The sequence below is a fragment of the Yersinia sp. 2466 StPb PI genome (assembly GCF_041538325.1).
GTDB lineage: Bacteria > Pseudomonadota > Gammaproteobacteria > Enterobacterales > Enterobacteriaceae > Yersinia > Yersinia enterocolitica_E.
Map to the genome: position 1 here is coordinate 3849301 of NZ_JAULSL010000001.1, position 22686 is coordinate 3871986.

Here is a 22686-nt window from a genome sequence, read left to right on the forward strand (position 1 = left end):
GTAATCGTGCTAATTGCTGTTTCTGTGATTTTTTCTCACCAAGTTGCGATCTTCCCCCCTTGCGGGCAACACCGTTTTCCGCAAAACTGAGGGATGTAAGCGATTACCCTGAAAATCTCTGGAAGAAAAATGGCCACTATTAAGGATGTTGCCAAGCTGGCGGGTGTTTCCGTCGCGACGGTATCTCGTGTTATCAATAATTCTCCCAAGGCCAGTGAGACATCACGTATGGCGGTCTGTAACGCCATGGAACAACTGCAATATCACCCAAACGCCAATGCGCGGGCGCTGGCCCAGCAATCAACTGAAACGGTAGGCATGATTGTTTCTGATGTGTCAGATCCATTCTTTGGATCGATGGTCAAAGCTGTCGAACAAGTGGCCTATGCCACCGGAAATTTCTTGCTGATTGGTAACGGTTACCATGACGAAGAGAAAGAGCGTCAGGCCATCGAACAACTGATTCGCCATCGTTGTGCCGCCCTGGTGGTTCATGCCAAAAAACTGTCCGATGAAGAATTGACATCATTAATGGAACAGATCCCCGGTATGGTGTTGATTAACCGCACATTACCGGGTTTCGAAACCCGCTGTGTCGCATTAGATGACCGTTATGGTGCCTGGTTGGCAACCCGCCATCTGATTCAGCAAGGGCATAAACGCATCGCTATTATTTGCTCTAATCACCAAATTTCCGATGCCATTGATCGCCTACAAGGCTATTTGGACGCACTAAAAGAGTTTGAGATTCCGGTTGATGACCGCTTAATATCCTACGGTACGCCAGATGAGATTGGCGGCGAACAGGCCATGACCGACCTGCTCGGCCGTGGTAGACACTTCACGGCAGTTACCTGTTATAACGACTCCATGGCTGCTGGCGCATTGTCTGTTCTCAGCGACAACAGCATCGAAGTGCCGCAAGAGATCTCACTGATTGGTTTTGATGATGTATTAATTTCTCGTTATCTGCGCCCCCGGCTGACCACCATCCGCTACCCGGTCGTTGCGATGGCGACACAGGCCGCAGAATTGGCGCTGGCGCTGGCCAACCATACCCCGTTGCCAGAAATCACCAATATGTTCAGCCCAACGCTGGTCCGCCGCCATTCTGTCGCCAGCCCGCAAACGCCCGCAGATGACTGAGAACTGTCGATAACAAAGAGCTGCAACCCGCCTGCGCTATGCTAAACTGCCGCGATATCCGGCAGTTATGCCACAAAAATCGCCCACTACGCCGCACCCAACGAGAGTGCCACGCACGGCAGTTATCGTGTTATGACACGGGCCGACTGGGGCAATAGCTACCCAGCCAAGAGGTTTACGATTGATGATTACCATGTTGGATGTCTCTTTGCGCGCCGGTGTTTCCAAGGCCACTGTCTCCCGGGTATTAAACGGCACCGGGCAGGTGAAGGAAAGCACCCGTGAGGCGGTGTTTAAGGCGATGGACGAACTGGGTTACCGCCCTAATTTTCTAGCACAATCACTGGCCAACAGAAGCTCCAACAGCATCGGGTTAGTGGTTTCGAACTTTGAAGGCCCCTACTTTGGCCGTTTACTCCAGCAGGCTGCGAAACTGATTGAAGCCAGTGGTAAGCATTTGATCGTGACAGATGGCCACGATACGCCACAAGGCGAACAGCAGGCAGTTCAGTTACTGGCTGACCGTTGCTGTGATGCCATTATTCTTTACACTCGCTCAATGTCTGAAGTTGATTTAATGCAATTGCTTGCCAACGTTGCCGCCCCCTTGATGGTTATTAATCGTGATTTACCCCAAGCCCGTGAGCGCTGTGTGTTCTTCGAACAGCAACAAGCTGCATTTAATGCGGTTAATTATCTGATACAGCAAGGGCATCGTGATATTGCCTATATTACCGGGCCAATCACCACCTCCACGGCCCAATCCCGCCTTGCCGGTTATCAGCAAGCGCTGGAGGCGCACGGAATCGCGCTGAATGAAGATCTGATTATCCATGGCGATAGTGGCGTACCTGACGGTTATCAAGGATGTCAGGCGCTATTGGCACGCGATATTAGCTTCAGCGCGCTGTTTATCTACAATGATGATATGACTATCGGGGCGATGAAAGCCCTTAATCAGGCGGGGAAAAAGCTACCACAAGATGTTTCGTTATTTGGTTTTGATGACGAACCTACCGCACCTTACCTGCAACCGGCACTCTCAACTGTGTATCTGCCAATTGATGCGATGATTGAAGCCGCCATTACTCAGGCGTTGAAGCTGATTGCGGGCAAACCGGTGCTACCGCTGCCCCCTTTCATCGGTGAGTTAAAATTACGTGATTCGGTGGTACCAGGGCCCTATTACCGCTGAGGACGTTTGTATCAAATGCAAATAGGATCAAATGCAGGTAACCGATAGCCTTGAGTTATGTCTCTGGCTATCGGCTGAGGACTTTTTTGTATAAGCTAATTCAACCTATCCTTTTGATAACAAAGTCGTTAAATCTGCTCTAATGCAATAAGTTCTTCAATGGTTTGCCGACGGCGAATTAAGCGTGGCTGCCCCTGTTCGAACAGCACTTCCGGCAATAATGGGCGGCTGTTGTAGTTCGAAGACATCGACGCACCATAAGCCCCGGTATCGTGGAATACCAAATAATCACCAATTTTAGCGGCTGGCAATGCGCGGGTTTCCAATCCACCACCCGCTTCCTGGGTGAATACATCACCTGACTCGCACAGCGGGCCGCCAACTACCGTATCAATCAACGGTGCCGATGTGAGGTCGCGCTCATCAGCAGGCAGCAACGAAATATGGTGATAACTGCCATACATTGCTGGCCGCATCAAATCGTTAAATCCGGCATCCACCAACACATAGTGGCGACGGCCCATATTTTTAACAGCCCGCACCTGCGCCACCAAAACACCTGACTCTGCCACCAGAAAGCGGCCTGGCTCAATTTCCAGACTAACCGGATGACCGAGATGGGCAGCAATTTGCTCTCTGGCTTTATTCCATAAGCCATAATAATGTTCGGTATCAATCTCATCATCACCAAATTGATAAGGGATCGATAACCCACCACCGGCAGAGATAGCGCTGATATCCTGCCCCAGTGCAATCACCTGCTGAACCATGGCATCACAAACTTGCTCCAGATGTTGATAATCAACACCAGAACCAATATGCATATGAACACCCACCAGCGTTAAACCATATTTTTTAATTTTCTCAATAGCTTGTGGTAAATCTTGATGCCAGATACCGTGTTTGCTGTTCTCACCGCCAGTATTGGTTTTTTGGCTATGACCATGGCCAAAACCCGGATTTATCCGCAACCAAACGGGGTGCCCTGGGGCATGTTGCCCCAGTTGATCTAGCATGTCGATTGAACCGGCATTGACCGGAATGTTTAATTCAGTCACCCGTAATAACGTGGCCTGATCCAGCAGATCTGCGGTAAATACGATCTCGGCCGGTTCCTGCCCCGGCTGGAAGCCAGCATGTATCGCACGTTCTATCTCACCCAACGAGACTGAATCGACTTTGACACCCTGCTCACGCATCAAACCGAGAATATGAATATTCGAACAGGCTTTCTGGGCAAAACGAATAACATCAAAGTTTCGTAATTGGTTGATTAGTTTAACAATAATCTCACCATCATACGCCCACACCGGGCAGCCAAATTGCTCAGGCAGAGCCAGCAGATTGTGGGCAGTCAGTGCCGAAGTGGTGTCATAAAGTGTGCGCGGCATAGGTTTTTCCTAATAATTGTTCATCAATATGTTGGGCGAAAAAAATGATTTCGCTGATACCTCATTATTAGCAACTGAATACCTGTTAGGAAAATATCTATTTACCGTGAGTCTATTCATTTATGATATGGCTTTCAGTAAACCGTCGCCACTTCAGGAGTGTTGTGATGCCCACCATTTCCCTACGACAAATCGAGATTTTTCATGGTGTCATGACCACCGGTAACCTGACTGAAGCCGCCTTATTACTCCAGACATCCCAACCCACCGTTAGCCGTGAACTGGCCCGCTTTGAGCAATTAGTCCAATTAACACTCTTCGAGCGTGTACGTGGCCGCCTCTATCCCACAGTACAAGGCTTGCGGCTATTTGAAGAGGTACAACGCTCTTATTACGGTCTTGATCGCATCCGACAAGCTGCTGAGGGTATTCGTCAATTCCAACAGGCGCAGCTTTCTATTGCCTGCCTACCGGTCTTTTCTCAATCGCTGCTACCCGCCGTGTGCAAACCCTTTATTGACCGCTACCCGGAAGTCAGTCTGAGCATCATCCCGCAGGAATCGCCCCTACTGGAAGAGTGGCTTTCAGCTCAGCGTCATGACCTTGGTCTGACAGAAAACACCCAGACTCCTGCCGGTACGTTGCGCCATCCTCTGATGACCGTGAATGAGATTTGCGTATTGCCCAGTGACCATCCGTTGCGGGATAAATCACTACTGACACCACAAGACTTCCAGGGTGAAAACTTTATCAGCTTGTCCGTTACCGACAGTTATCGCCAATTATTGGATAAACTATTTATTGAACAAAGCGTTAGCCGAAGGTTAGTGCTGGAAACCCACAGTGCTGCATCGGTCTGCGCCATGGTACGGGAAGGGGTGGGGGTATCGATTGTCAATCCACTCACGGCATTAGACTATATTAGCAAAGGGGGCGCTGAAGGTGTGTGCGTGCGGCCATTCAGCGTCGAAATCCCTTTTACTATCAGTTTGATACAACCGAAACATCGCCCATCATCTACTTTGGTAGATACGTTTATCGAGCATTTAAAGCAGCAGGCCATCACTTTCCAGCAGCGCCTAACCCAAGTGATTACCCAACAATATTAAGTTTTCGCAACGGGCCTAAACAGCTTTCACCTTACCGGCCCGCGCCCGGGAGAAGGTAAACAGACACAGTAGCAGCCCCATCACCGCCAGTGCTGCGGCGGCAAAGGGCACTGCGGTTAAACCTAACCCACGAGCAATCACCACACCACCAACCCATGCCCCTAAAGCATTGCCGACATTAAAGGCGGCAATATTCAGGGTCGACACCAGATTAGGTGCTTTTTTACCATAGGTAACCACATTGATTTGTAGTGCAGGTACTGCTGAGAAAGCTGCCGCTGACCATAGAAACAGCGTCACTTCTGCTGCCAATAATGAATAGCTGGTCCAACTGAACAAGGCAGAAAACAGCGCGATTAACAGGAAAGTCATCGTCAGACTGACGGAAAGGTGCCAATCGGCCAGCCGCCCCCCGACAATATTGCCCAATGTCAGACCAACCCCCATCAGCAACAATGTCCAACTGACACCATGTTCCGAAACCTGCGTCACTTCTGTCAGAATGGGGGCGATGTAAGTAAAGAGAGCAAACATAGCGGCGGCAAAAAAGACCGTCATCAATAAAGATAGCCAGATTCCCCCTCCGCGCAATGCGGCTATCTCTTTACGCAGTTCGGTCGGGGCCTCCTCCTGAGAAGAAGGTAATTTGCTGTAAAGGGCGGCCAGTGAGAATAAACCGATGACTGAAACCACCCAGAATGTTGAGCGCCAACCGAAGGCCTGCCCCAGCGCGGTCCCTAGGGGCACGCCCAACACATTGGCCAGCGTCAGGCCAGTAAACATCAGTGCCACCGCCGAAGCTCGTCGATTCGGCGCCACCAGATTGGCGGCAACCACGGCACCAATCCCAAAGAAAGCACCATGACACAGCGCCGTTATCACTCTGGCCAGCATCAGGAAATCATAGTTGTATGCCAGAGCACACATCAGGTTACCGATAATAAAGATCACCATTAATAGTAATAATGTCTTTTTACGTGGCAACTTTGCGGTCAGAACTGCCATGATAGGTGCGCCAATTGCCACTCCCAGCGCATAACCACTGATTAACCAACCGGCAGTTGGAATCGAGATATGTAAGTCACCCGCCACCTGAGGTAGCAGCCCCATAATGACAAATTCGGTGGTACCAATAGCAAAAGCACTCAGTGCCAATGCCAGCAGCGCAACAGGCATAATACCAGCTCCCAGTCAGACAATATCAGCTCGCAGTAGATAGCGGGCAAAACAAATTGTTGCCGATAATGGTTAATTAACCGGCACCATGTAGTGAGTCACAGAAGAGGTGAAACCGTGAGCATCGCCAAAAACGCAGTAATAACCTTATAAATTATAATTGTTTATTTTCTTAACTAACTAAATAGAAATAGCATGAGTTGAGGAATACTGACTAGTAGTGAACAAGGTTATAAATAGCGGAGTAACTAAAAAGGCAGCATTTGCTACGTATAATGCTATGAAATAAAAAGTAATTTATAGGCATCACCGATCACAAAAATATGTTTGAGAATGTAACTCACCGCTATAGCGTCAAGAAAGCAGAGTTAAGCCAATGGGGATTGGTTGCAAACCACTCCACGAGAAAATCTAACATTGTCCTTAATGTTGCTGGCATGTGCCGCCGTGAAGTATAGATACCGTAAATACCCATTGCTTGCGGCTGATAACCCGGTAATAAGCTGACCAAATCGCCTCGGGCGATATAGGGGGCGGCAGAATAACTGGGTTGCAGAGTAATCCCGGCCCCGTCCAACGCACCACTTAGCAAAACTACTGACTCATTGGCACTCAAATTGCCACTGACTGCAACGGCTGATTTTTCGCCCTGTAAATCAAAATGCCACAAACTTTTGCCAAAATATGAGTATGTCAGGCAGTTATGTACTGCCAAATCATAGGGTGTTTTGGGTATTCCGTTGGCTGACAGGTAGGCCGGAGAGGCACAGACAACGGAATGGCACATGGAAAGTGGCCGTGCAATTAAATTCGGGTCTAACTCATTGGTTATACGCAATGCTAAATCAATGCGTTCTTCTACCAGATTGACTGCCCGGTTATTGATTTGTAAATCAACCGCGACCTGGGGATAACGGCGTAAATAGTCAGTGACAGCAATCACCAAAGCACTCTGCCCAAGAGACTGAGAACAACTGATTCGCAATAAACCGCGCAATTCATCACTGCCTTGCCCTGCAATCACATCCATCTCTTGGGCAAACTCAAGCATACGTCGGCAACGTTCAAGGGTGGTTTCGCCAGCATGGGTCAGGCTCAGTTTTCGTGTTGTCCGATGTAACAGCCGCGCCCCCGCCCACTGCTCCATCTCAGCCAGATAGCGTGTCACCATCGCCCGTGACATCTCTAATGCTTCGGCGGCAGCAATCATACTGCCACGCTCGACAATCGCGACAAAAACCTCAGCAGCAGTGATCCTATCCATTATTAGCTCGATTTAAGCAACAAACAGTTGCTCATTATCAGGTTTTTCTATCGAACGATGCAATCTATTATCTAACCCATACCCCAGTCATCCTCAGGAAAACCGATATGTTTAACAAAACGCTATTACAAATGACCTTTGCCGGCCTGGCAACCTTCGCAGCCGTAGCAAACGCAAGTGCTGTCGAACAACTCAAAATGGAAGTCTATAATCCAGGCGAAAAGAGCATCTTCCCAGTCTCTTCTGAGATTATCAGCGGCAAAACCGAAGTGGTTCTGATTGATGCGCAATTTCAGCGCAATGACGCCGAAGCACTGGTGAAGAAAATCCAGCAAAGTGGCAAAAAACTGACCACCATTTATATCAGCCAAGCCGATCCTGATTTCTATTTCGGTCTGGATGTCATCACAAAAGCATTCCCACAAGCCAAGGTACTAGCCACACCCCAGACCATTGAAGAAATAGAAGCGACCAAAGACGGCAAAATGGCCTATTGGGGACCGATTCTAAAAGAAAATGCGCCTACCCGGATAATTGTTCCGCAAGCACTACAGGGCAAGAGTTTCACTATCGATGGGCAAAACATTGATGTTGAAGGGCTAGACGGCCCATCACCTGAAAAGACATTTGTCTGGATCCCATCCTTGAAAGCTGTTGTTGGCGGTGTCGCTGTCTCCGGTAATATCCATTTATGGGTCGCGGATACTCAAACCGCAGAATCACGCCAGCACTGGCTAACAACATTGGAAAAGATTAAAGCACTCAAACCAGTGACCGTGGTTCCTGGGCATTATCTCGATAACGCGCCACAAACATTGGCATCAGTGACCTTTACTCAGAACTATTTAACCACACTGAATACAGAGATTCCTAAGGCGAAGGATTCCGCAGCACTGATTGCGGCGATGAAAAAACACTATCCAGAGTTGAAAGATGAATCTAGCTTGGAGTTAAGTGCTAAGGTACTGAAAAACGAGATGAAATGGCCGCAATAAGCGGCGCTTAAAATGAATCAGTACGGCATTACCCTGTCATCAACCAAAGTGCCAGAAGGCGGTAACTTGAATGGTGACGGGGACTAAGAGGAGAACATAATGACCCCGCTAACTTTACATTACATTTTCGACCCTTTATGCGGTTGGTGCTATGGCGCAGCGCCATTGGTGCAAGCCGCACAAAGCATTCCTGATCTGACACTGGTACTGCACGGTGGTGGGATGATGTCTGGACCGAATCGTCGCCAGATAGATAGCCAATGGCGTGGTTATGTGATGCCTCATGACAAACGTATTGCCGAACTCACCGGACAAACGTTTGGTAAGGCTTATTTTAATCACTTGCTGAATGATACTTCAGCGATTATGGATTCCACGCCACCTATTGCCGCCATTTTAGCGGCTGAACAATTGGCCGGACAAGGCGCGGATATGCTCCATCACATCCAGCAAGCTCATTACGTAGAGGGCCGCCGTATCGCCGACACCTCGGTATTAATTGAACTTGCCACTGATATTGGGTTAAGCCGGACAGCATTTATCAACGCATTCAGTTCCGCCCAGACAGCATCGACTCAGCATATTGCTGATAGTCGCGCCTTACTGGCGAGGGTGCATGGACACGGCTTCCCAACCTTTGTGCTACAAGATAGGCAGGGAAAACTGTCCGCCCTACCCGCAAATGAATATTACGGTGATCCAATTGGATGGACCAAGATGCTGAAAAGCATGCTGGTGCACTAAAAGTTGGCAGGGGCCGCTTCATAACAACCTTGAGCCGACCGCCCAGTAGTCGGTAAACAAAAACGAGCAACAGATTGATTGAGCTGGAATGCTTGTTTTTGTAATACCTCCGATGCACCGGTGGATTGCTGGGCTAACTCAGCATTCAATTTTGTCACTTCATTAATCATCCCCACTTGTGTGGTTATCCCCTCAATACCTTGACTCTGATCGTGTGATGCAGCAGATATTTCCGCCATCAAATCAGTCACCTTTTTAACTGCATCAATAATAGCCCGTAAGTTATCACCTGACCGCGCTACCAAACCGCTCCCTGTGGAGATAGAGCTGGATGAATTATGAATAAGCCGCTTAATATTCAGCGCGGAATTGCCACTTTGATGTGCCAACAAGCCAACCTCTCGTGCTACAACGGAGAAACCGCGCCCATGCTCACCGGCGTGCGCTGCTTCAATGGCAGCATTTAATGCTAAAATATTGGTCTGAAAAGCCACCGATTCGATGAGCGTAATAATTGCCGTTATTTCCTGCGAACCGGCAGAAATATCAGCCATTGATACCACGACGCTAGACATCATTTCCCCGCCTTCACGGGCGATAACGCCGGTTTCATTAGCCAGAAGATTGGCTTGATCGGCACTCATCGTGTTCTGTTTTACCCGGGTAGTGAGCTGATACATGCTTTGTGTTGTTGCGGCCAGTGATTGTGCTTGCGACTGTGTTTGCTCAGCAAGACGATGGCTATCTGCGGCGATTTGATTAACACCTGTCAGGATGATTTCTGCACCTGCGCGAACCTGACTCACCAAGACAATTAAGCCTTGTTGCATTTGGCATATGCTATCAGCCAATTGACGAGCCTCGCGGCTGGTAAACGATGAATATGTAATCTGGCGTGATAAATCACCGGCGGCAATAATGTTAATATGGGAAATAAGGTCATTAAGTGGCCGGATAATTAAGCGTGTAACACCGAGCCAAACCGAAAAGGCAAGGCACAGCAATACCGTCAATGCTGTAATAACCCCCTGCTTTGCTGACGATAAGGACGATAATAGCTGGCTATCCATTACAGCCCGATTACTCTCACTTTGCTGCAAATAGTGGTAATACTTTTCGGTAAAATCACTTTGAAAGCCTTGTATCGGGACTTCAAAAAACCGATCAATATTACTGTTCTTTGACAACCCCTGCCCAAGCTCAGTCAAACCTTGATATAACTGCTGATAACTTTCCTTTAATGCAATGAATTCTGGTCGTTTATCGTGAACAGAAAGAAGTAATAACTCACGATAATTTTGCTGTGACTGCTGCATAGATTGCAGTGCTTCATTCAAAAGACTATGCCAGCTCCCCTCAGAACCGGTCTCTTTGTCCTCCATATAATAGATACCGGCCCGATTGAATTTGTCGCTAGCAATTAATAGCTCCATTCTGGCGCGATCCATCAACACTTCTTGCTGATGGCTATAGTGCGTTTTTTCAACATTAACGGTGGTACTATCCAATATATGAGATAAATACCCGATGGAAAATAACTGCAATAAGGAGAAAAGGCTAATAACGAGTATTAGACCAAACAATATACCGATTTTTCCATCGGAGATTGGGCCTAATCCTTTAACATGCGAGAGAAGCCTTATAACAAACAACCTGATGTGATATAACATTATTTTTACACCGACGATAATTAATATACCAACATTACTCGCCAAACATTACAAGTATATTTCAGGAGATTACATCATGTATCACTGCGTGTTAATAAGCGAAAATTATGAATAGGATGCCCCTGGGATTGTTCAATCAAAATAGTATTTTCATCTAATTTATAGAAAACAGGGTAACTTATTGCATAGGGTGTATTAAGGAAATCATATAAACAATTATCGTCATTATTATATATTGATAGAGATAACACATCACCGATAAAAACTCCTTTACTCGCATCAACCACACGAAAGACAATATTACGCCGTGCTTTCAAATCATGATTTTCACCATACACATCGGCAGATGAGTTTATCTCTCTTCCCATAATATTAACTCTGGAGTAAACATGATAAGTGTTAGGTGAATGATTAAAACAATAGTTAACCTCCCAATAGCCTTCAATCTCTTTCATTGGGTGAATATAAGAATATATACGCCCAGCGCCATACCCTAGCCCTATTGATATAAAAACACTAAAGATCAAAATAAATATTATTTTCGCTCGCATATCAGCTCCCCAGTTTGATATTTACAAGCAATATACTCCCCCTGTTTTGTTTTCTTTAAGTAAACGTAGGGTGCCTTGCGGTATGTGGATAAGAAAATTTCATCTAGCGTGTTATCCAAACCTATCAATATAGGCATGATTGTAGGATGTAATATCTTAATTGTATGGGAATTTAATGTCACATATAACGAAGTAAAAAAACAACTTATAAACACTGCCAGTAAAACAACTTTATAACGAAAACCAACGCCGGATAAAATATATTTATTATTTTTAACAACATCAAGACAATCTACTCCTCCCCCACCACCTCTTTCTTTTTCTTTACTTGAAATAAAAATCGGTTTAATACCAATGCAATATCCTTTTTTGGGGATAGTCGTCACTAATTCATGTGCTTTATCATCTAATGCATTACGCAAGTTACTAATTGTTTGTGTTAGTGTGTTATCTGTTACATAGCTACCTCCCCATATCTCCTTCTCAATATCATCGCGGGTGAGAGAGTCTGGATAATTATGGCATAATAAAAATAACACTTCAGACTCTTTATTCCTCATTTTTATGAAAGAACCCCCTTTATTGATTATTCTCTTTTGTGGAGTAAAGAGAATATCTCCAATCATTATTTCATCCATTTCCTTCCCCACATGGTAGTCATCACTAAATAAAATAGCAGAAATAGTGTTACCTGACAGTCTCCTTCAAACATTAATAAAGTTAAATTCGTTAGTTTTAAGCGAAAAATGATAGAGAACATAAGAATCAATAGCAAAGGTGAAAGTCTATCAATAAATATTGATAACCAACAAAAAATATCCACCATGAAAATTACATTTTTGAGATATTATTAGTAACAATGAAAAATCAAGAAGGTGAATGATCATAATGAAACTCAGGGTGATTTTATTTTTCACACCAATTATTTTTGGATGCCAAACACACAAAAATGAAAATTTAACTCAAAAAGTAAAAATAGAACAATTAACTGCATTAACGGCTGGGATGCGTTATCTAAAAGAAATATGTGGTATGGAAAAGTTACCAAGTGAAGAGAAAATAGTGAATAGTGCCATAACTATGATGAATTCTGATAACTCTCTCAGTTTACAGCAGAGTAGTCATTCGCGGTCAGAACTAACAGAGGTAAGATATGAAAAATTAAAAAATGACGGTATGAATAACGATTACAAATGTAAAGAGTTGAGCGAAATATTAAATAAATTCATTATTAAAATAAGCTAATAACCTCCCCTAGAAATAGATGAGCCACACTAGCCAGACAAATATAAGGGCCAAAGGCGATGTGTTTTACTTTCTTCTTTGACAAGAGAGAAATCACCATAGAGATAATGATACCTAAACTAGAGGATAACAATATCAACATGGGTATTGCTGATACACCAAACCAAGCTCCCATAGCTGCCATTAATTTAAAATCACCATATCCCATTCCCTCGACACCCTTAAATAACTTAAATAACCAATAGGGTAACCACAAAAAAACATAACCCACTACAGCACCTAGCACTGCAGATGACAGAGAACAAAAAACATTGTTTATATTAAAAACAAGTCCTATCCATAATAATGGCAATGTAATACAGTCTGGAAGTAAGTAACAATCAAGATCGATAAAAGACAACGTAATCAGCGACCAAATTAAAAGTAAACAGGCGACTGTTGAATAATCGCTTTCAGCCCAAAAGGCAACAAGTAAGGTTAAAATAGCCGTCAATAACTCTACAATTAGATAACGAGGATTAATTCTCTGATGGCAGCACCGGGATCTACCACATAATAATAACCAACTGACTACGGGGATATTGTACCTAATAAGTAACTGGCTATTGCAATTTGGGCAAAATGATTTTGGAAAACATAAATTAATGTTGTCTTTGAGGCTATCATCCTTAATTCGTCGACTGACGACCCTATGTTTGGGTGCAGTAGCAGAAAGCATAATTGGTAGCCGATAGATAACAACATTCAAAAAACTCCCTATGCATAGCCCAACAACAGTATAAAATAAAACACCGACCAGACTATAAGTATCAATCATAATTTAATTATATTCCTTTTGATTCTCGCTTTACAAAATAAATATTCCCCATTACATACTCACCACTTTCACTGTCATTACGATAAATATTCACATCACTAATATAAATATTATAGTAGTGAGACATAAAATGAATCACATCTAGTACGTTAGAAAATTTAACCCCATCAAATTTTATAGCAGCAGTTCCATCGGATAATGTCGATATCTGCAAGATGTTATTCCCGCCGTTAAAAATATTAATAATCTCTTTATCAAATTTGTCATGTGAATAATAATCATGCCATACCTTATACTGCCGACGTAGATTTAGATTTGTAGATTCTGTAGAATAATGAAGAATTTCATCCCTTAATAGCACCTGTTTCTGCCGTAATATATTACAATCCATCAAAATTTTAATTGTATAAAGTACCACAATAACCATCAATAAGAATGATAGGATGGTTCTTAATTGCCAAAAATAGTATAGAACAGAATGTGAATTTAACTTCATGGTGTATTATTAAAAATAATATCATGCGTACTATGGCCATTGGCTATTTTATTTAAAATCACTCCTTTAAGACTTTCATTTCCTTCGTTTAATTCAAGTGCTATAGCATCAGGTTCACTTGTGGAGATATTATATGACATCATTTGTGTATCTCTATTAAAGTTAACACTATTTACATGCAAATTAAACCTATCAATAACAACACCTGATTTGTGCATTAAATCAAGAAAGCTGGTTTTTGATAACATATCTCTATGATGACCGATGTAATCATTAAAATGACTTATATCATCAATGTCACTTTCATTAACTGGAAAAAAATTAGTATAAAAATATGTAGATTCTACATTTAGCATATCAATATCCTTCATTATTTTATATCTATTAACCCCATAATTTAGGCATACAAAAATAGATAGAAGCAAACACAGAAAAATAGGTTTGAAAATAGGTTGGCACTTAATAATTATTTTAAAGAAATTATTATACTTACCGCAGAGAAGATTAACATCAGTATGAGCGACATTTTCAGCCATAACTCGGAGCACATCGCAATATTGTGTTGATTGCCAATTGATAGCTTTACTGCTAGCCGGATAAAAGGTATTTATATGAACAGATGACAACCTTGAAGCATATATTTTTTCTAATATTTCACTACAAATTGAAAAGCCTGACATTTCACTATCTCTGATCAACCATTCATGGTCTAATTTTACCGCAAACCATTGTCCAAGACTAAATGGTAGAGCCAATACATCAGGCACAATAGTTTTTGCAGTGATATCAGCATCCTTTAACCATCCTATCCAGCGATTCATTAATTGATGTTCGACAGCGGCTACATAACAGAAATCATCATTACATTTTAAATTAATAGTATGAAATTTATCTATATCATCCACAATTGATTTCTCAAGTAAAAAAGAAATAACTTTCATATTTTTACTTGTTGCCACTCCTTTGATATCAATTCGTCTGAATATTATACAACTTGCTGGAACTAATATTTTAACGGTATATTTAGGATCTAATTTTAGATTTTTAATTTCAGTATGACTCTTGAGCTTACCATAACTACTCTTTTTACCATCATGCGTTTTGATATACCAATAAACAGAATCGTGCTCATAATTCCCGAGTCTAATCAGTAGAGTAGCCCGAGAGGCAACACTATTCATTATATGGTTCGCCAATACCATACATCCGCTGCAATACCGTAACTTGTTTCTTTTTAATATGAAGGAAGTTACTTAATTGATAATATTCATCCTTACCATCAAGACCAAATGATAATGAGATAAAATACTCATCTGTTGCAAAGTTTGACATGGAAATATCTCTTATCTTTTGTCTATCATTGATTGCCACCACTGAATTATTTAACATCGAATCAAAGAAACTTTCAACATTACCCCAGCCAGTTGCTGGTTTGGATAATATAACCCTGACAATATCTTCTTCACTAAGAGTATTCATGAGCATTGCCTGAACGAGCTTGGCATGTTGTATTTCAAGCGTATTTATATTAACTAATAATACGTTGTCATTTCTAGTACAGATCAGTGGTGTCAGTTGTAAAAGTAACTTATTACTATAATCGGGTAAAAAAACAGCTAAGTCATCATTGGAATTAGTATACTTTGGCCTAAGTATTGAACCAGTATAGATATTATATTTGTTATTTTCGCAACAATCACGGTTAATAAAACCAGAGATATATTCCATAATATTATTTATTTCTTCTTTTCCTCCCCCTGAATTAATTAACATATTTTTAAAAACCGTCCTGGCATAAGATTCCACTGTATTATTGCATGACTTATATTTAATAGAGTAAATATTTAAGCAGTTAGTTCTATCAACCAAATTATAATATATATCATTCTCGTTTATTTTAATGGTTTTGGGATGGGTCAAACTGTGACCTAACTCATCACCTATATATTTAGAATTTAATAGAGGCCCAATGATTCTGTTTAACATCTCACCTTCACTTTCTAATAATATCCATTTCTGTGACTTTCTTATTTCACTTATCTTAAATAGATTATATAAATCAGACCAGTGATAAAGTGACGTGAAAGCCATTGCGCTAATCAATAATAGAATAGATAATACTAGCAATAGTGCAGCACCATGCTGTGTCTCTAAACTATCCACAATTATAAAACTCCACTATTCAATAAAATAATAACTCGTCTTACCATGCCAATACCTTCCAATTCTATGGTAAATTCAACGGCGTAAGGTAAGACAACGTCGCTCCGCCACTCATTTAGCCATTTTCTTTCATGATATATCTGCATTCTAAATGCTGAGACTCCATCTATAGCATCTAAAATCTTGTATTCCGGATCTGCTATGCAACCAATTTTAGTATAAGATAATTTTTGTAAAACTTTATTTTTCAACCTATAGCCTATACTTTCTGGCATATAGTCAAAATCGTATTTTAAATTATCATTATTATTTAGTAAGAAATAAACCCCAAAATCATCACTTCCCAAAAGCCCCTTCCCTATTTGGAAGGAAACGCCTTGGTAATCATTTGAAATAAAATTTTGATATGTTATCGCGTGAGATATATCATCTTGAAGTTTTTCTATTACTTGGTATATTCTATATAATATTTTTTCCTTACTACTCGCGGCGGCACTTCCTTTCGCAATAACAATAACAGCCTGATAGATAGTTAAACTCATCATGGTAAAAATAATAACAGCAAGTAGTACCTCTAACAATGTAAAGCCATAAGATAAACGTTTAGTCATTAGTAATCCGGTGTCTTTGTACTATATAATTAGGATGTTCGCTATTTTCCTGACTACGAATTTCAACGATAACTTCATGATATCCTTTACTATGATTATATACTTCCTTCGTTTGCCAATACCAAAATTGGTTAAGCATAAAATGACGTCCCTTCGCCAAATCTCCGCTTTGTGTAACATTCATTATTTTAATTTCAGCTAAAACGTTATCTGCAACCCAAGAAGATGCCATCTTATCTTCTAACGCTTTGGTCAAAATTAATTGTTCACTAATATTTTTCATAATGCTGATACCCGCAATAGCAAAAATAGCTAATGAGATCATAACCTCTAACAATGTAAAACCTGTATAATATCGCAAGTAATTACCTATGCGTTGTCGGGACTCAAGTTACTACGTATATCTGTTTTAATTATGATGATACACTCCAGTTGCCAATATCATCTTCACTACCTATTTCTCTATCCGGTCCTGCAGAAAATATATCTATCTCTCCATTCTTTCCGGGATTACTCATTTGGTAAGCGTTTCCCCACGGATCTTGCGGTAATCGCCGAATATAACCATATTGAGGATAAATTCTCGGGATGGGTACCTCTGTTGGTTTGACAACCAATGAATGAATACCTTGTAACTCTGTAGGGTAATGGCCATTATCCAACTTATACATGTCCAATGCATTTTCTAAAGCAACAATATCGCTTAATGTCTTTTGCCGGTCAGCTCGGTTTTTATTAGACATCAGACTGGGTATCGTTAAGCTAGCCAAAACACCCAAAATCATGATAACCACCATAATTTCCAGCAATGTAAATCCATCCGATTTCGTCTCCTTCATCATCCATCCTCGATATATATTATGAAATTAGGCTGTTAATCTGCAATATTGGTTGAAATATTGACAAAACAATAAAAAAGATAAATGCAGCCATGAAAATCATTATTGCTGGCTCTAGTATTGTTATAAATATATTTATCTTAACCATCAGTTCATCTTCTTGGACAGCAGTCACTTTTTCCAACATAACATCCAATGTCCCAGTTCGTTCACCTGATGCAATCATATGTATTATCATAGGTGAGAATACTCGGCTAATAGTTAAAGAAGACGATAGACTACTGCCTTCGTTAATTAACTTAGCGGTGCTTTTTAACTGTGATTTAATATATTCATTTGTCAATGCAGAGTTGCTTATTTTTATTGCCTGGATTAAATCAACGTTATTGCCGTTTAAAATAGTTAATGTTCTTAAATAACGGGATATGTTCAACCTAATAATTACCTCTCCAACCAGAGGGATCTTCAAATAATAATATTCAAAGAGTTTATTTACCTTCTTTATTTTCAATATTCTATTAATTACAATTAACACAGAAGAAATTAACATTAAAATAGTCAATATGTTATTTTTTATCACGTTGCTAACTGTCATGAGAACTTGTGTAGAAAAAGGCAATGCATTACTCTCTAAGTAAAACTGCTCTACTATATTAGGGACAACTACCGATAAAAGGATAATAATCACACTGAGAGACATTAAAATTAGAACAATCGGATATATAAGTGTTTGTCCAAGTTTTCGTTTCACTTTCTGCGCTTGTTCTATATGGTCTGCAAGTCGAGACAACACCATACCTAAATGCCCCGATAGTTCACCAGCAGTGATCATTGACCTATATAATGGATTAAAAACATTTGAAAAATTTGAAAGTGAATCTGAAAATGAATAGCCTTCTATAATCTTCATCCTTATGTCATATATTATACTATTCATTACATTCATTTTATTTTGCTTCTCGATAATTGCCAATACTTCGTCTAATGGTATTGCTGCATTCACTAATGTCGACATTTGTCGAGTAACTAACACAAGATCATCATTATTAACAGTGTTAAAGTACTTCATTACTCTTGTAAAATAATTTAATTTTATGATATTAATCTTTAATAAATACCATCTTCTTTGATAGATAATATTCCTGGCAGCCAACATACTTTCGGCATCAATATTACCTTTTATTTTCACTCCGTCATTATTGATAGCGACATATTTAAATACAGGCATGCTTGTCCTCTAAGCTTATCCTGACCACTTCTTCAATTGTTGTTAAGCCAGTCATAACTTTATCCACCCCATCTTGTTCAATGCTGCGTATAGTTTGCTGCGCCAACTGGACAAGATCATGCTCACTATAGCCTTTATAAATACCTTCCCGTAAGCGATTATCAACAACTAAGAGCTCATGCAAAGCTATTCGCCCGCGATAACCGGCCGCATTACATTTGTCGCAACCTATCGCACGATGCGTATTTCCTGCTATGGTCATTCCATAATTTATGCCCAAGCTGTTTAGTTGCTCCGGCATAAATGTATACTCTTGCCGACACTCGATACATAGTCGGCGCACCAAACGTTGAGATAATACTGCCAATAATGAGCTTGATAGCATAAAGGGTTCGATCCCCATATCTCTCAGCCTGGTTACAGCACCAACAGCACTGTTAGCATGTAACGTTGATAAAACTAAATGGCCGGTTAAAGAGGCTTGTACTGCTATTTGTGCAGTTTCCACATCTCGTATTTCGCCAATAAGAATAACATCAGGGTCCTGTCGCAGTATTGCTCTTAGGCTTCGAGAGAAAGTCATGCCAATTTTTGAATGAACCTGTGTCTGAGATATACCATCAATATCAAACTCGATGGGATCCTCGACAGTCATAATGTTCCTTTCACCTGAATCTATTCCCATTAGAGCTGCATAGAGTGTAGTACTTTTGCCTGCACCCGTAGGGCCAACAATCAATATAATACCATGAGGCTTGAGCACCAGTTTTTTCATCAAGCCATAGTTTTTTGCTGACATATCTAAAGATTGTAAGTCCAACTTAATACTGCTTTTGTCCAGTAAGCGCATAACTACGCGCTCACCATGATTTGACGGTAGAACAGACACGCGAACATCTAAAACTCGCCCGGCCAAGTTCAGTGCAATACGTCCATCTTGGGGAATACGCTTCTCTGCAATATCTAATTTCGCCATAACTTTAATCCGAGAAACTAATAATAGTGCTACACTGTGTTTCAGTTCTAATATATTTTTTAATACTCCATCAATACGAAATCTGATAGCCAGTTTTTTTTCGAAAGATTCTATATGGATATCTGACGCTAAATTTTTAATTGCTTCTGTTAAAATGGTATTGATTAGTCTTATTACTGGAGCCTCATTATCTGAGTCAAATAGGTCTTCACTGTCAGACAATTCACTAGCAAATGAATAAATCGCGATCTCATCACTTATTGCATTCATTATTTTATGTGACTGCATTGAACTATTTTGATACGTGGCCGTCAGAGTATTATTAAACTCATCATCAGTAACAAAATCAAGGCCCATAGGTTGATAGGCGACTCTATTCCCTTCAAGTATTGCCTCAAGCGAAGCTGAATGGCGGCATATAATTTGATATCCATTTTCTACTGGGAGTAAGATAACACCATTATCTTTAGACCAATTCAATGTTAATGGTACTAACTTCTTCTCATCTTGGTTCATAACTCAATCCCTACGTCACGGTAAAATGCCCTTATATCCTTTTTAAGTTTATTGAAATCATCATGATTTCTTTTTTCTCCCCCCCTCTCCTTATAATACTTTAGAGCACTATTTATAAAAGGCTTATTTGTATTCCCATGATTATATTCAGTGTATTTCTCTGCGGTCACCAAGTTATAGTCATTTGTTTCCCTGAGTATTGTTGGCTTAATGAATAAGATAAGGTTACTTTTTTCAATTTTCTCTTTTTTCTGCCTAAAAAAACCACCAATAAAAGGAATATCCCCCAAGATAGGAACTTTATTTACTGTTTTATTTATCTTTTTATCTAATAGCCCACCCACAACAACCGTCTCACCACTTTTTACCAGAACTGCATTATTAACGACTCTCTTGTTAAAAATAGAGCCTAAATTATTAGCAGTGACGTCAGAACCGTCAGCAATACTTGATACCTCCTGCCGGATTTCAAGAAGAACCGAATCACCTTTGTTTATCTGTGGTTTCACTTTCAACATGACACCAACATTTTGCCTTGAGATTGAGTTATAGACCCTATCTGTAGATGTTGTTTGTGTCGATGTCAGTACAGGAACCTCTTGACCTACATTAAACTCAGCCTCCATATTATCCAACGTGACAATACTCGGTGTTGCCAGAATATTATTATTTGAATTAGTTGCCAGGGTAGTAAATAAACCACTCCAGTTACCTTTATAAAAGCCTGCAGTTAATCCTGTAATTGCCATGGGCAGTAGACCGTCACTATTATTTCTTGTCCTTCCTGAGTTTGGGATAAAGTTGACCCCACCAGAAAATTTATTTTCCCATTGTATGCCAAGGTTTAATCCCTCTCCATTTTGGGTCTCAACTATGATGGCCTCGACCAAGACTTGAACTCGTCTGATATCTAACTTTTCGATAACCAAGTCTAACTCTCTCATCATTTTCGGTTCAGCTGTAATGACCAAAGCATTTGTTTGATCATATGCCTTGATGGCAATATTTCCACTCTGTTTCTTGCCTGTCGAGTTTGTTTTTTTGTTACTGAGAAAACCTTGGCTAATGCCAGTTAGCACCTCCAAAAGTTTCGATGCTTGAGCATATTTCATATATATAACTTTTGTGTTTCCATAACTATTCTGTTGATGGTCAAGCTCCTTTATCATTTTAATGGCTTTTTTTCTGATATGGCTATCACCACTCACCAATACAGAGTTAGTCCTATCATCAGCAATCATTCTTCCTAAATTGAATGGCTCTTGTTTGTTGGAAGTTGTTTGATTTATGATTTCATTGACTAGTTTAGTCACATCAACAGCATTAGCATGTTTCAATTTATAGTATTCAACATCTATATCTCCGGCTTGGTCGAATGTATTGATTATCGAGTACAAGCGGTTTACTACAGCAGCGCGTCCCGTAATTAATATAGTATTTGATGGCTCATAGTGAATAATATTACCAGATTCAGAATTATCATTTAATTGGCGCAATAGTGGGGCAAGACTCTTGGCAGAGATATGTTTAAGTGGGAATATTCTATTGATAAGTTCATCCCCATAAGTTTCCCCCGATTCTCTTAGTGTAGGAACAACTGAACCTTTAGCTCGTTTTGATGGTATTACTTTCAAGATATTATTAGGCATTTCCACTACGGTATATCCGTAAACATCGAGTACATTAAGAAAGAATTGATAGTATTTATCTTGATCTAATAGTTCATAACTACGGACGCTAACCAAACCTTGAACTTTAGGATCTATTATTATAGTTTTATTGATATTCTTGCTTACTGTATTAATAAACTCTTTTATATCTGCATCTTTGAACAGCGCAGAGAAACTTTCACTATTTACACCTAGTGGTAAGAAAACTAGCACTATAGTTATTTTTGATAGTGTCAGTGATGTGATTTTAATAAAATAACAAAATATACGACCATATGCCAAGAAGACATTATTGATATGCATTCACACTCCCCTTACATTTTAATTCAGGGCGTACTCACTCCAATATAACCAGTGAATAATAAACCTCATCATCACTAATAATTACTTTATCCTTAAGTATTTTTACAATAATAACACTATTAGTACCGGCTACTTTATCATGAGTAAAGTAGGTTTCTTGTGCCACGCCAGAGTCTATTATGGCGATAGATTTTGACTCGTCTGCATGTTCGAGTATACCAACCAGTTTCAGCCTCCCCATATACAAAGGAGCATTAGCTATATCGTTAGTAACATTGTTTTTTTGTATGTTATCTTTAATGCCCTTGCTAAATAACTTTAACCTTTTGATCTCTTTTATCATTATTTCTTTATTTTTTACCTTATCATTCTCACCATTGTAACCTTTATATAATATTGGAACTGGCATTTCATTTTGACTTGACACTGCATTAATAAGCATTCCTAGGAAATATAAAATAAGTAAGATTAAGAGCACATCTAGCAAATTTATTTTATTACTAAACAGAGTTTGGCTGGGTGTTATAACTATCTTCTTAAAAAATGATAACACCCTAACCTCTCATTTATAATGAGGAAAA

23 protein-coding genes are annotated in these 22686 nt (G+C 40.6%); 6 read left to right on the forward strand and 17 right to left on the reverse strand.

Features of this window, described 5'->3' with window-relative positions:
- Nucleotides 1-129 precede the first annotated feature (129 nt).
- Both galR and Q2T72_RS17530 read left to right on the forward strand, forming a co-directional pair.
- Nucleotides 130-1146: an HTH-type transcriptional regulator GalR gene (gene galR, locus Q2T72_RS17525; protein WP_083162848.1), complete on the forward strand. Its 1017-nt coding sequence runs from the start codon at nucleotides 130-132 to the stop codon at nucleotides 1144-1146.
- A gap of 184 nt (nucleotides 1147-1330) precedes the next feature.
- Nucleotides 1331-2341, forward strand: a complete 1011-nt coding sequence (locus Q2T72_RS17530) for a LacI family DNA-binding transcriptional regulator (RefSeq protein WP_372569558.1) — start codon at nucleotides 1331-1333, stop codon at nucleotides 2339-2341.
- Between the two features lie 128 nt (nucleotides 2342-2469).
- On the opposite strand, the gene lysA is transcribed toward Q2T72_RS17530, so the two are convergent.
- Nucleotides 2470-3732, reverse strand: coding sequence for a diaminopimelate decarboxylase (lysA, locus tag Q2T72_RS17535; protein ID WP_372569559.1), 1263 nt, complete (start codon nucleotides 3730-3732; stop codon nucleotides 2470-2472).
- 167 nt (nucleotides 3733-3899) lie between these two features.
- Here lysA and Q2T72_RS17540 point away from each other — a divergent pair, with 167 nt between their 5' ends.
- Nucleotides 3900-4841 carry a LysR family transcriptional regulator gene (locus Q2T72_RS17540; RefSeq protein WP_083162840.1) on the forward strand — a complete coding sequence of 314 codons (942 nt, stop codon included), beginning with the start codon at nucleotides 3900-3902 and terminating at the stop codon, nucleotides 4839-4841.
- 15 nt (nucleotides 4842-4856) lie between these two features.
- On the opposite strand, the gene Q2T72_RS17545 is transcribed toward Q2T72_RS17540, so the two are convergent.
- Nucleotides 4857-6017, reverse strand: coding sequence for an MFS transporter (locus Q2T72_RS17545; protein ID WP_083162838.1), 1161 nt, complete (start codon nucleotides 6015-6017; stop codon nucleotides 4857-4859).
- 346 nt (nucleotides 6018-6363) lie between these two features.
- Nucleotides 6364-7281, reverse strand: coding sequence for a LysR family transcriptional regulator (locus tag Q2T72_RS17550; protein WP_372569560.1), 918 nt, complete (start codon nucleotides 7279-7281; stop codon nucleotides 6364-6366).
- Nucleotides 7282-7388: 107 nt separating this feature from the next.
- Here Q2T72_RS17550 and Q2T72_RS17555 point away from each other — a divergent pair, with 107 nt between their 5' ends.
- Together Q2T72_RS17555 and Q2T72_RS17560 are read left to right on the forward strand one after the other, a co-directional pair.
- Entirely contained in the window at nucleotides 7389-8276 is an 888-nt protein-coding gene (locus Q2T72_RS17555; protein ID WP_083162834.1) for an MBL fold metallo-hydrolase, read from the forward strand.
- A gap of 99 nt (nucleotides 8277-8375) precedes the next feature.
- Nucleotides 8376-9020, forward strand: a complete 645-nt coding sequence (locus Q2T72_RS17560; RefSeq protein ID WP_372569561.1) for a DsbA family protein — start codon at nucleotides 8376-8378, stop codon at nucleotides 9018-9020.
- Here the strand turns inward: Q2T72_RS17560 and Q2T72_RS17565 are convergent.
- The 3 genes from Q2T72_RS17565 to Q2T72_RS17575 all read right to left on the reverse strand — a co-directional run bounded on the left by Q2T72_RS17565 (nucleotide 9017) and on the right by Q2T72_RS17575 (nucleotide 11879).
- Entirely contained in the window at nucleotides 9017-10690 is a 1674-nt protein-coding gene (locus Q2T72_RS17565; protein WP_372569562.1) for a methyl-accepting chemotaxis protein, read from the reverse strand. The two genes, Q2T72_RS17560 and Q2T72_RS17565, sit on opposite strands and share 4 nt — an antisense overlap.
- A gap of 74 nt (nucleotides 10691-10764) precedes the next feature.
- Complete coding sequence (locus tag Q2T72_RS17570) at nucleotides 10765-11241, reverse strand: hypothetical protein (protein WP_083162827.1); 477 nt, start codon at nucleotides 11239-11241, stop codon at nucleotides 10765-10767.
- Complete coding sequence (locus Q2T72_RS17575) at nucleotides 11226-11879, reverse strand: transcriptional regulator (RefSeq protein WP_372569563.1); 654 nt, start codon at nucleotides 11877-11879, stop codon at nucleotides 11226-11228. Before Q2T72_RS17575 ends, Q2T72_RS17570 begins: the two co-directional genes overlap by 16 nt.
- 250 nt (nucleotides 11880-12129) lie before the next feature.
- Between Q2T72_RS17575 and gspS the strand changes: the two genes are divergently transcribed.
- The gene (gspS, locus tag Q2T72_RS17580) at nucleotides 12130-12486 is read left to right on the forward strand and encodes a type II secretion system pilot lipoprotein GspS (RefSeq protein ID WP_193784788.1); all 357 of its coding nucleotides are present in this window, start codon (nucleotides 12130-12132) and stop codon (nucleotides 12484-12486) included.
- Here gspS and Q2T72_RS17585 read toward each other — a convergent pair.
- From Q2T72_RS17585 to Q2T72_RS17635, 11 genes are read right to left on the reverse strand one after another with little or no spacing between them, the layout of a single operon-like run.
- The gene (locus Q2T72_RS17585; protein ID WP_372569564.1) at nucleotides 12473-13303 is read right to left on the reverse strand and encodes an A24 family peptidase; all 831 of its coding nucleotides are present in this window, start codon (nucleotides 13301-13303) and stop codon (nucleotides 12473-12475) included. The genes gspS and Q2T72_RS17585 overlap by 14 nt on opposite strands.
- 7 nt (nucleotides 13304-13310) lie before the next feature.
- On the reverse strand, nucleotides 13311-13799 hold the full coding sequence (locus tag Q2T72_RS17590) for a hypothetical protein (RefSeq protein ID WP_372569565.1): 489 nt from the start codon (nucleotides 13797-13799) through the stop codon (nucleotides 13311-13313).
- On the reverse strand, nucleotides 13796-14980 hold the full coding sequence (gene gspL / locus Q2T72_RS17595; protein WP_372569567.1) for a type II secretion system protein GspL: 1185 nt from the start codon (nucleotides 14978-14980) through the stop codon (nucleotides 13796-13798). Before gspL ends, Q2T72_RS17590 begins: the two co-directional genes overlap by 4 nt.
- Nucleotides 14973-15962 carry a type II secretion system protein GspK gene (locus Q2T72_RS17600; RefSeq protein ID WP_372569568.1) on the reverse strand — a complete coding sequence of 330 codons (990 nt, stop codon included), beginning with the start codon at nucleotides 15960-15962 and terminating at the stop codon, nucleotides 14973-14975. Before Q2T72_RS17600 ends, gspL begins: the two co-directional genes overlap by 8 nt.
- Before the next feature lie 2 nt (nucleotides 15963-15964).
- Complete coding sequence (gene gspJ, locus Q2T72_RS17605) at nucleotides 15965-16573, reverse strand: type II secretion system minor pseudopilin GspJ (RefSeq protein ID WP_372569569.1); 609 nt, start codon at nucleotides 16571-16573, stop codon at nucleotides 15965-15967.
- Entirely contained in the window at nucleotides 16566-16934 is a 369-nt protein-coding gene (gspI, locus tag Q2T72_RS17610) for a type II secretion system minor pseudopilin GspI (protein ID WP_083162809.1), read from the reverse strand. Before gspI ends, gspJ begins: the two co-directional genes overlap by 8 nt.
- A 52-nt stretch (nucleotides 16935-16986) precedes the next feature.
- Entirely contained in the window at nucleotides 16987-17412 is a 426-nt protein-coding gene (gspG, locus tag Q2T72_RS17615; protein ID WP_083162807.1) for a type II secretion system major pseudopilin GspG, read from the reverse strand.
- Between the two features lie 19 nt (nucleotides 17413-17431).
- Complete coding sequence (locus tag Q2T72_RS17620; RefSeq protein WP_372569570.1) at nucleotides 17432-18640, reverse strand: type II secretion system F family protein; 1209 nt, start codon at nucleotides 18638-18640, stop codon at nucleotides 17432-17434.
- Entirely contained in the window at nucleotides 18627-20132 is a 1506-nt protein-coding gene (gene gspE / locus Q2T72_RS17625) for a type II secretion system ATPase GspE (RefSeq protein ID WP_372569571.1), read from the reverse strand. Before gspE ends, Q2T72_RS17620 begins: the two co-directional genes overlap by 14 nt.
- Nucleotides 20129-22105 (reverse strand): type II secretion system secretin GspD, encoded by a 1977-nt coding sequence (gspD, locus tag Q2T72_RS17630; protein ID WP_372569572.1) that lies wholly within the window; start codon nucleotides 22103-22105, stop codon nucleotides 20129-20131. Before gspD ends, gspE begins: the two co-directional genes overlap by 4 nt.
- A gap of 34 nt (nucleotides 22106-22139) precedes the next feature.
- The gene (locus tag Q2T72_RS17635) at nucleotides 22140-22658 is read right to left on the reverse strand and encodes a type II secretion system protein N (protein WP_372569573.1); all 519 of its coding nucleotides are present in this window, start codon (nucleotides 22656-22658) and stop codon (nucleotides 22140-22142) included.
- Between the last annotated feature and the right edge of the window lie 28 nt (nucleotides 22659-22686).

Excerpts from the sequence above, each read along its gene's own strand:
- gspE (WP_372569571.1), bottom strand. The coding sequence starts at position 20,132 with ATGAACCAAGATGAGAAGAAGTTAGTACCATTAACATTGAATTGGTCT.
- Q2T72_RS17620 (WP_372569570.1), bottom strand. The coding sequence starts at position 18,640 with ATGCCTGTATTTAAATATGTCGCTATCAATAATGACGGAGTGAAAATA.
- Q2T72_RS17575 (WP_372569563.1), bottom strand. The coding sequence starts at position 11,879 with ATGGATGAAATAATGATTGGAGATATTCTCTTTACTCCACAAAAGAGA.
- Q2T72_RS17545 (WP_083162838.1), bottom strand. The coding sequence starts at position 6,017 with ATGCCTGTTGCGCTGCTGGCATTGGCACTGAGTGCTTTTGCTATTGGT.
- Q2T72_RS17565 (WP_372569562.1), bottom strand. The coding sequence starts at position 10,690 with ATGTTATATCACATCAGGTTGTTTGTTATAAGGCTTCTCTCGCATGTT.
- Q2T72_RS17560 (WP_372569561.1), top strand. The coding sequence starts at position 8,376 with ATGACCCCGCTAACTTTACATTACATTTTCGACCCTTTATGCGGTTGG.
- gspG (WP_083162807.1), bottom strand. The coding sequence starts at position 17,412 with ATGAAGGAGACGAAATCGGATGGATTTACATTGCTGGAAATTATGGTG.
- Q2T72_RS17590 (WP_372569565.1), bottom strand. The coding sequence starts at position 13,799 with ATGAAGTTAAATTCACATTCTGTTCTATACTATTTTTGGCAATTAAGA.
- Q2T72_RS17530 (WP_372569558.1), top strand. The coding sequence starts at position 1,331 with ATGATTACCATGTTGGATGTCTCTTTGCGCGCCGGTGTTTCCAAGGCC.
- gspJ (WP_372569569.1), bottom strand. The coding sequence starts at position 16,573 with ATGACTAAACGTTTATCTTATGGCTTTACATTGTTAGAGGTACTACTT.
- gspL (WP_372569567.1), bottom strand. The coding sequence starts at position 14,980 with ATGAATAGTGTTGCCTCTCGGGCTACTCTACTGATTAGACTCGGGAAT.
- Q2T72_RS17555 (WP_083162834.1), top strand. The coding sequence starts at position 7,389 with ATGTTTAACAAAACGCTATTACAAATGACCTTTGCCGGCCTGGCAACC.
- lysA (WP_372569559.1), bottom strand. The coding sequence starts at position 3,732 with ATGCCGCGCACACTTTATGACACCACTTCGGCACTGACTGCCCACAAT.
- Q2T72_RS17550 (WP_372569560.1), bottom strand. The coding sequence starts at position 7,281 with ATGGATAGGATCACTGCTGCTGAGGTTTTTGTCGCGATTGTCGAGCGT.
- galR (WP_083162848.1), top strand. The coding sequence starts at position 130 with ATGGCCACTATTAAGGATGTTGCCAAGCTGGCGGGTGTTTCCGTCGCG.
- Q2T72_RS17570 (WP_083162827.1), bottom strand. The coding sequence starts at position 11,241 with ATGCGAGCGAAAATAATATTTATTTTGATCTTTAGTGTTTTTATATCA.
- gspD (WP_372569572.1), bottom strand. The coding sequence starts at position 22,105 with ATGCATATCAATAATGTCTTCTTGGCATATGGTCGTATATTTTGTTAT.
- gspS (WP_193784788.1), top strand. The coding sequence starts at position 12,130 with ATGAAACTCAGGGTGATTTTATTTTTCACACCAATTATTTTTGGATGC.
- Q2T72_RS17540 (WP_083162840.1), top strand. The coding sequence starts at position 3,900 with ATGCCCACCATTTCCCTACGACAAATCGAGATTTTTCATGGTGTCATG.
- Q2T72_RS17585 (WP_372569564.1), bottom strand. The coding sequence starts at position 13,303 with ATGATTGATACTTATAGTCTGGTCGGTGTTTTATTTTATACTGTTGTT.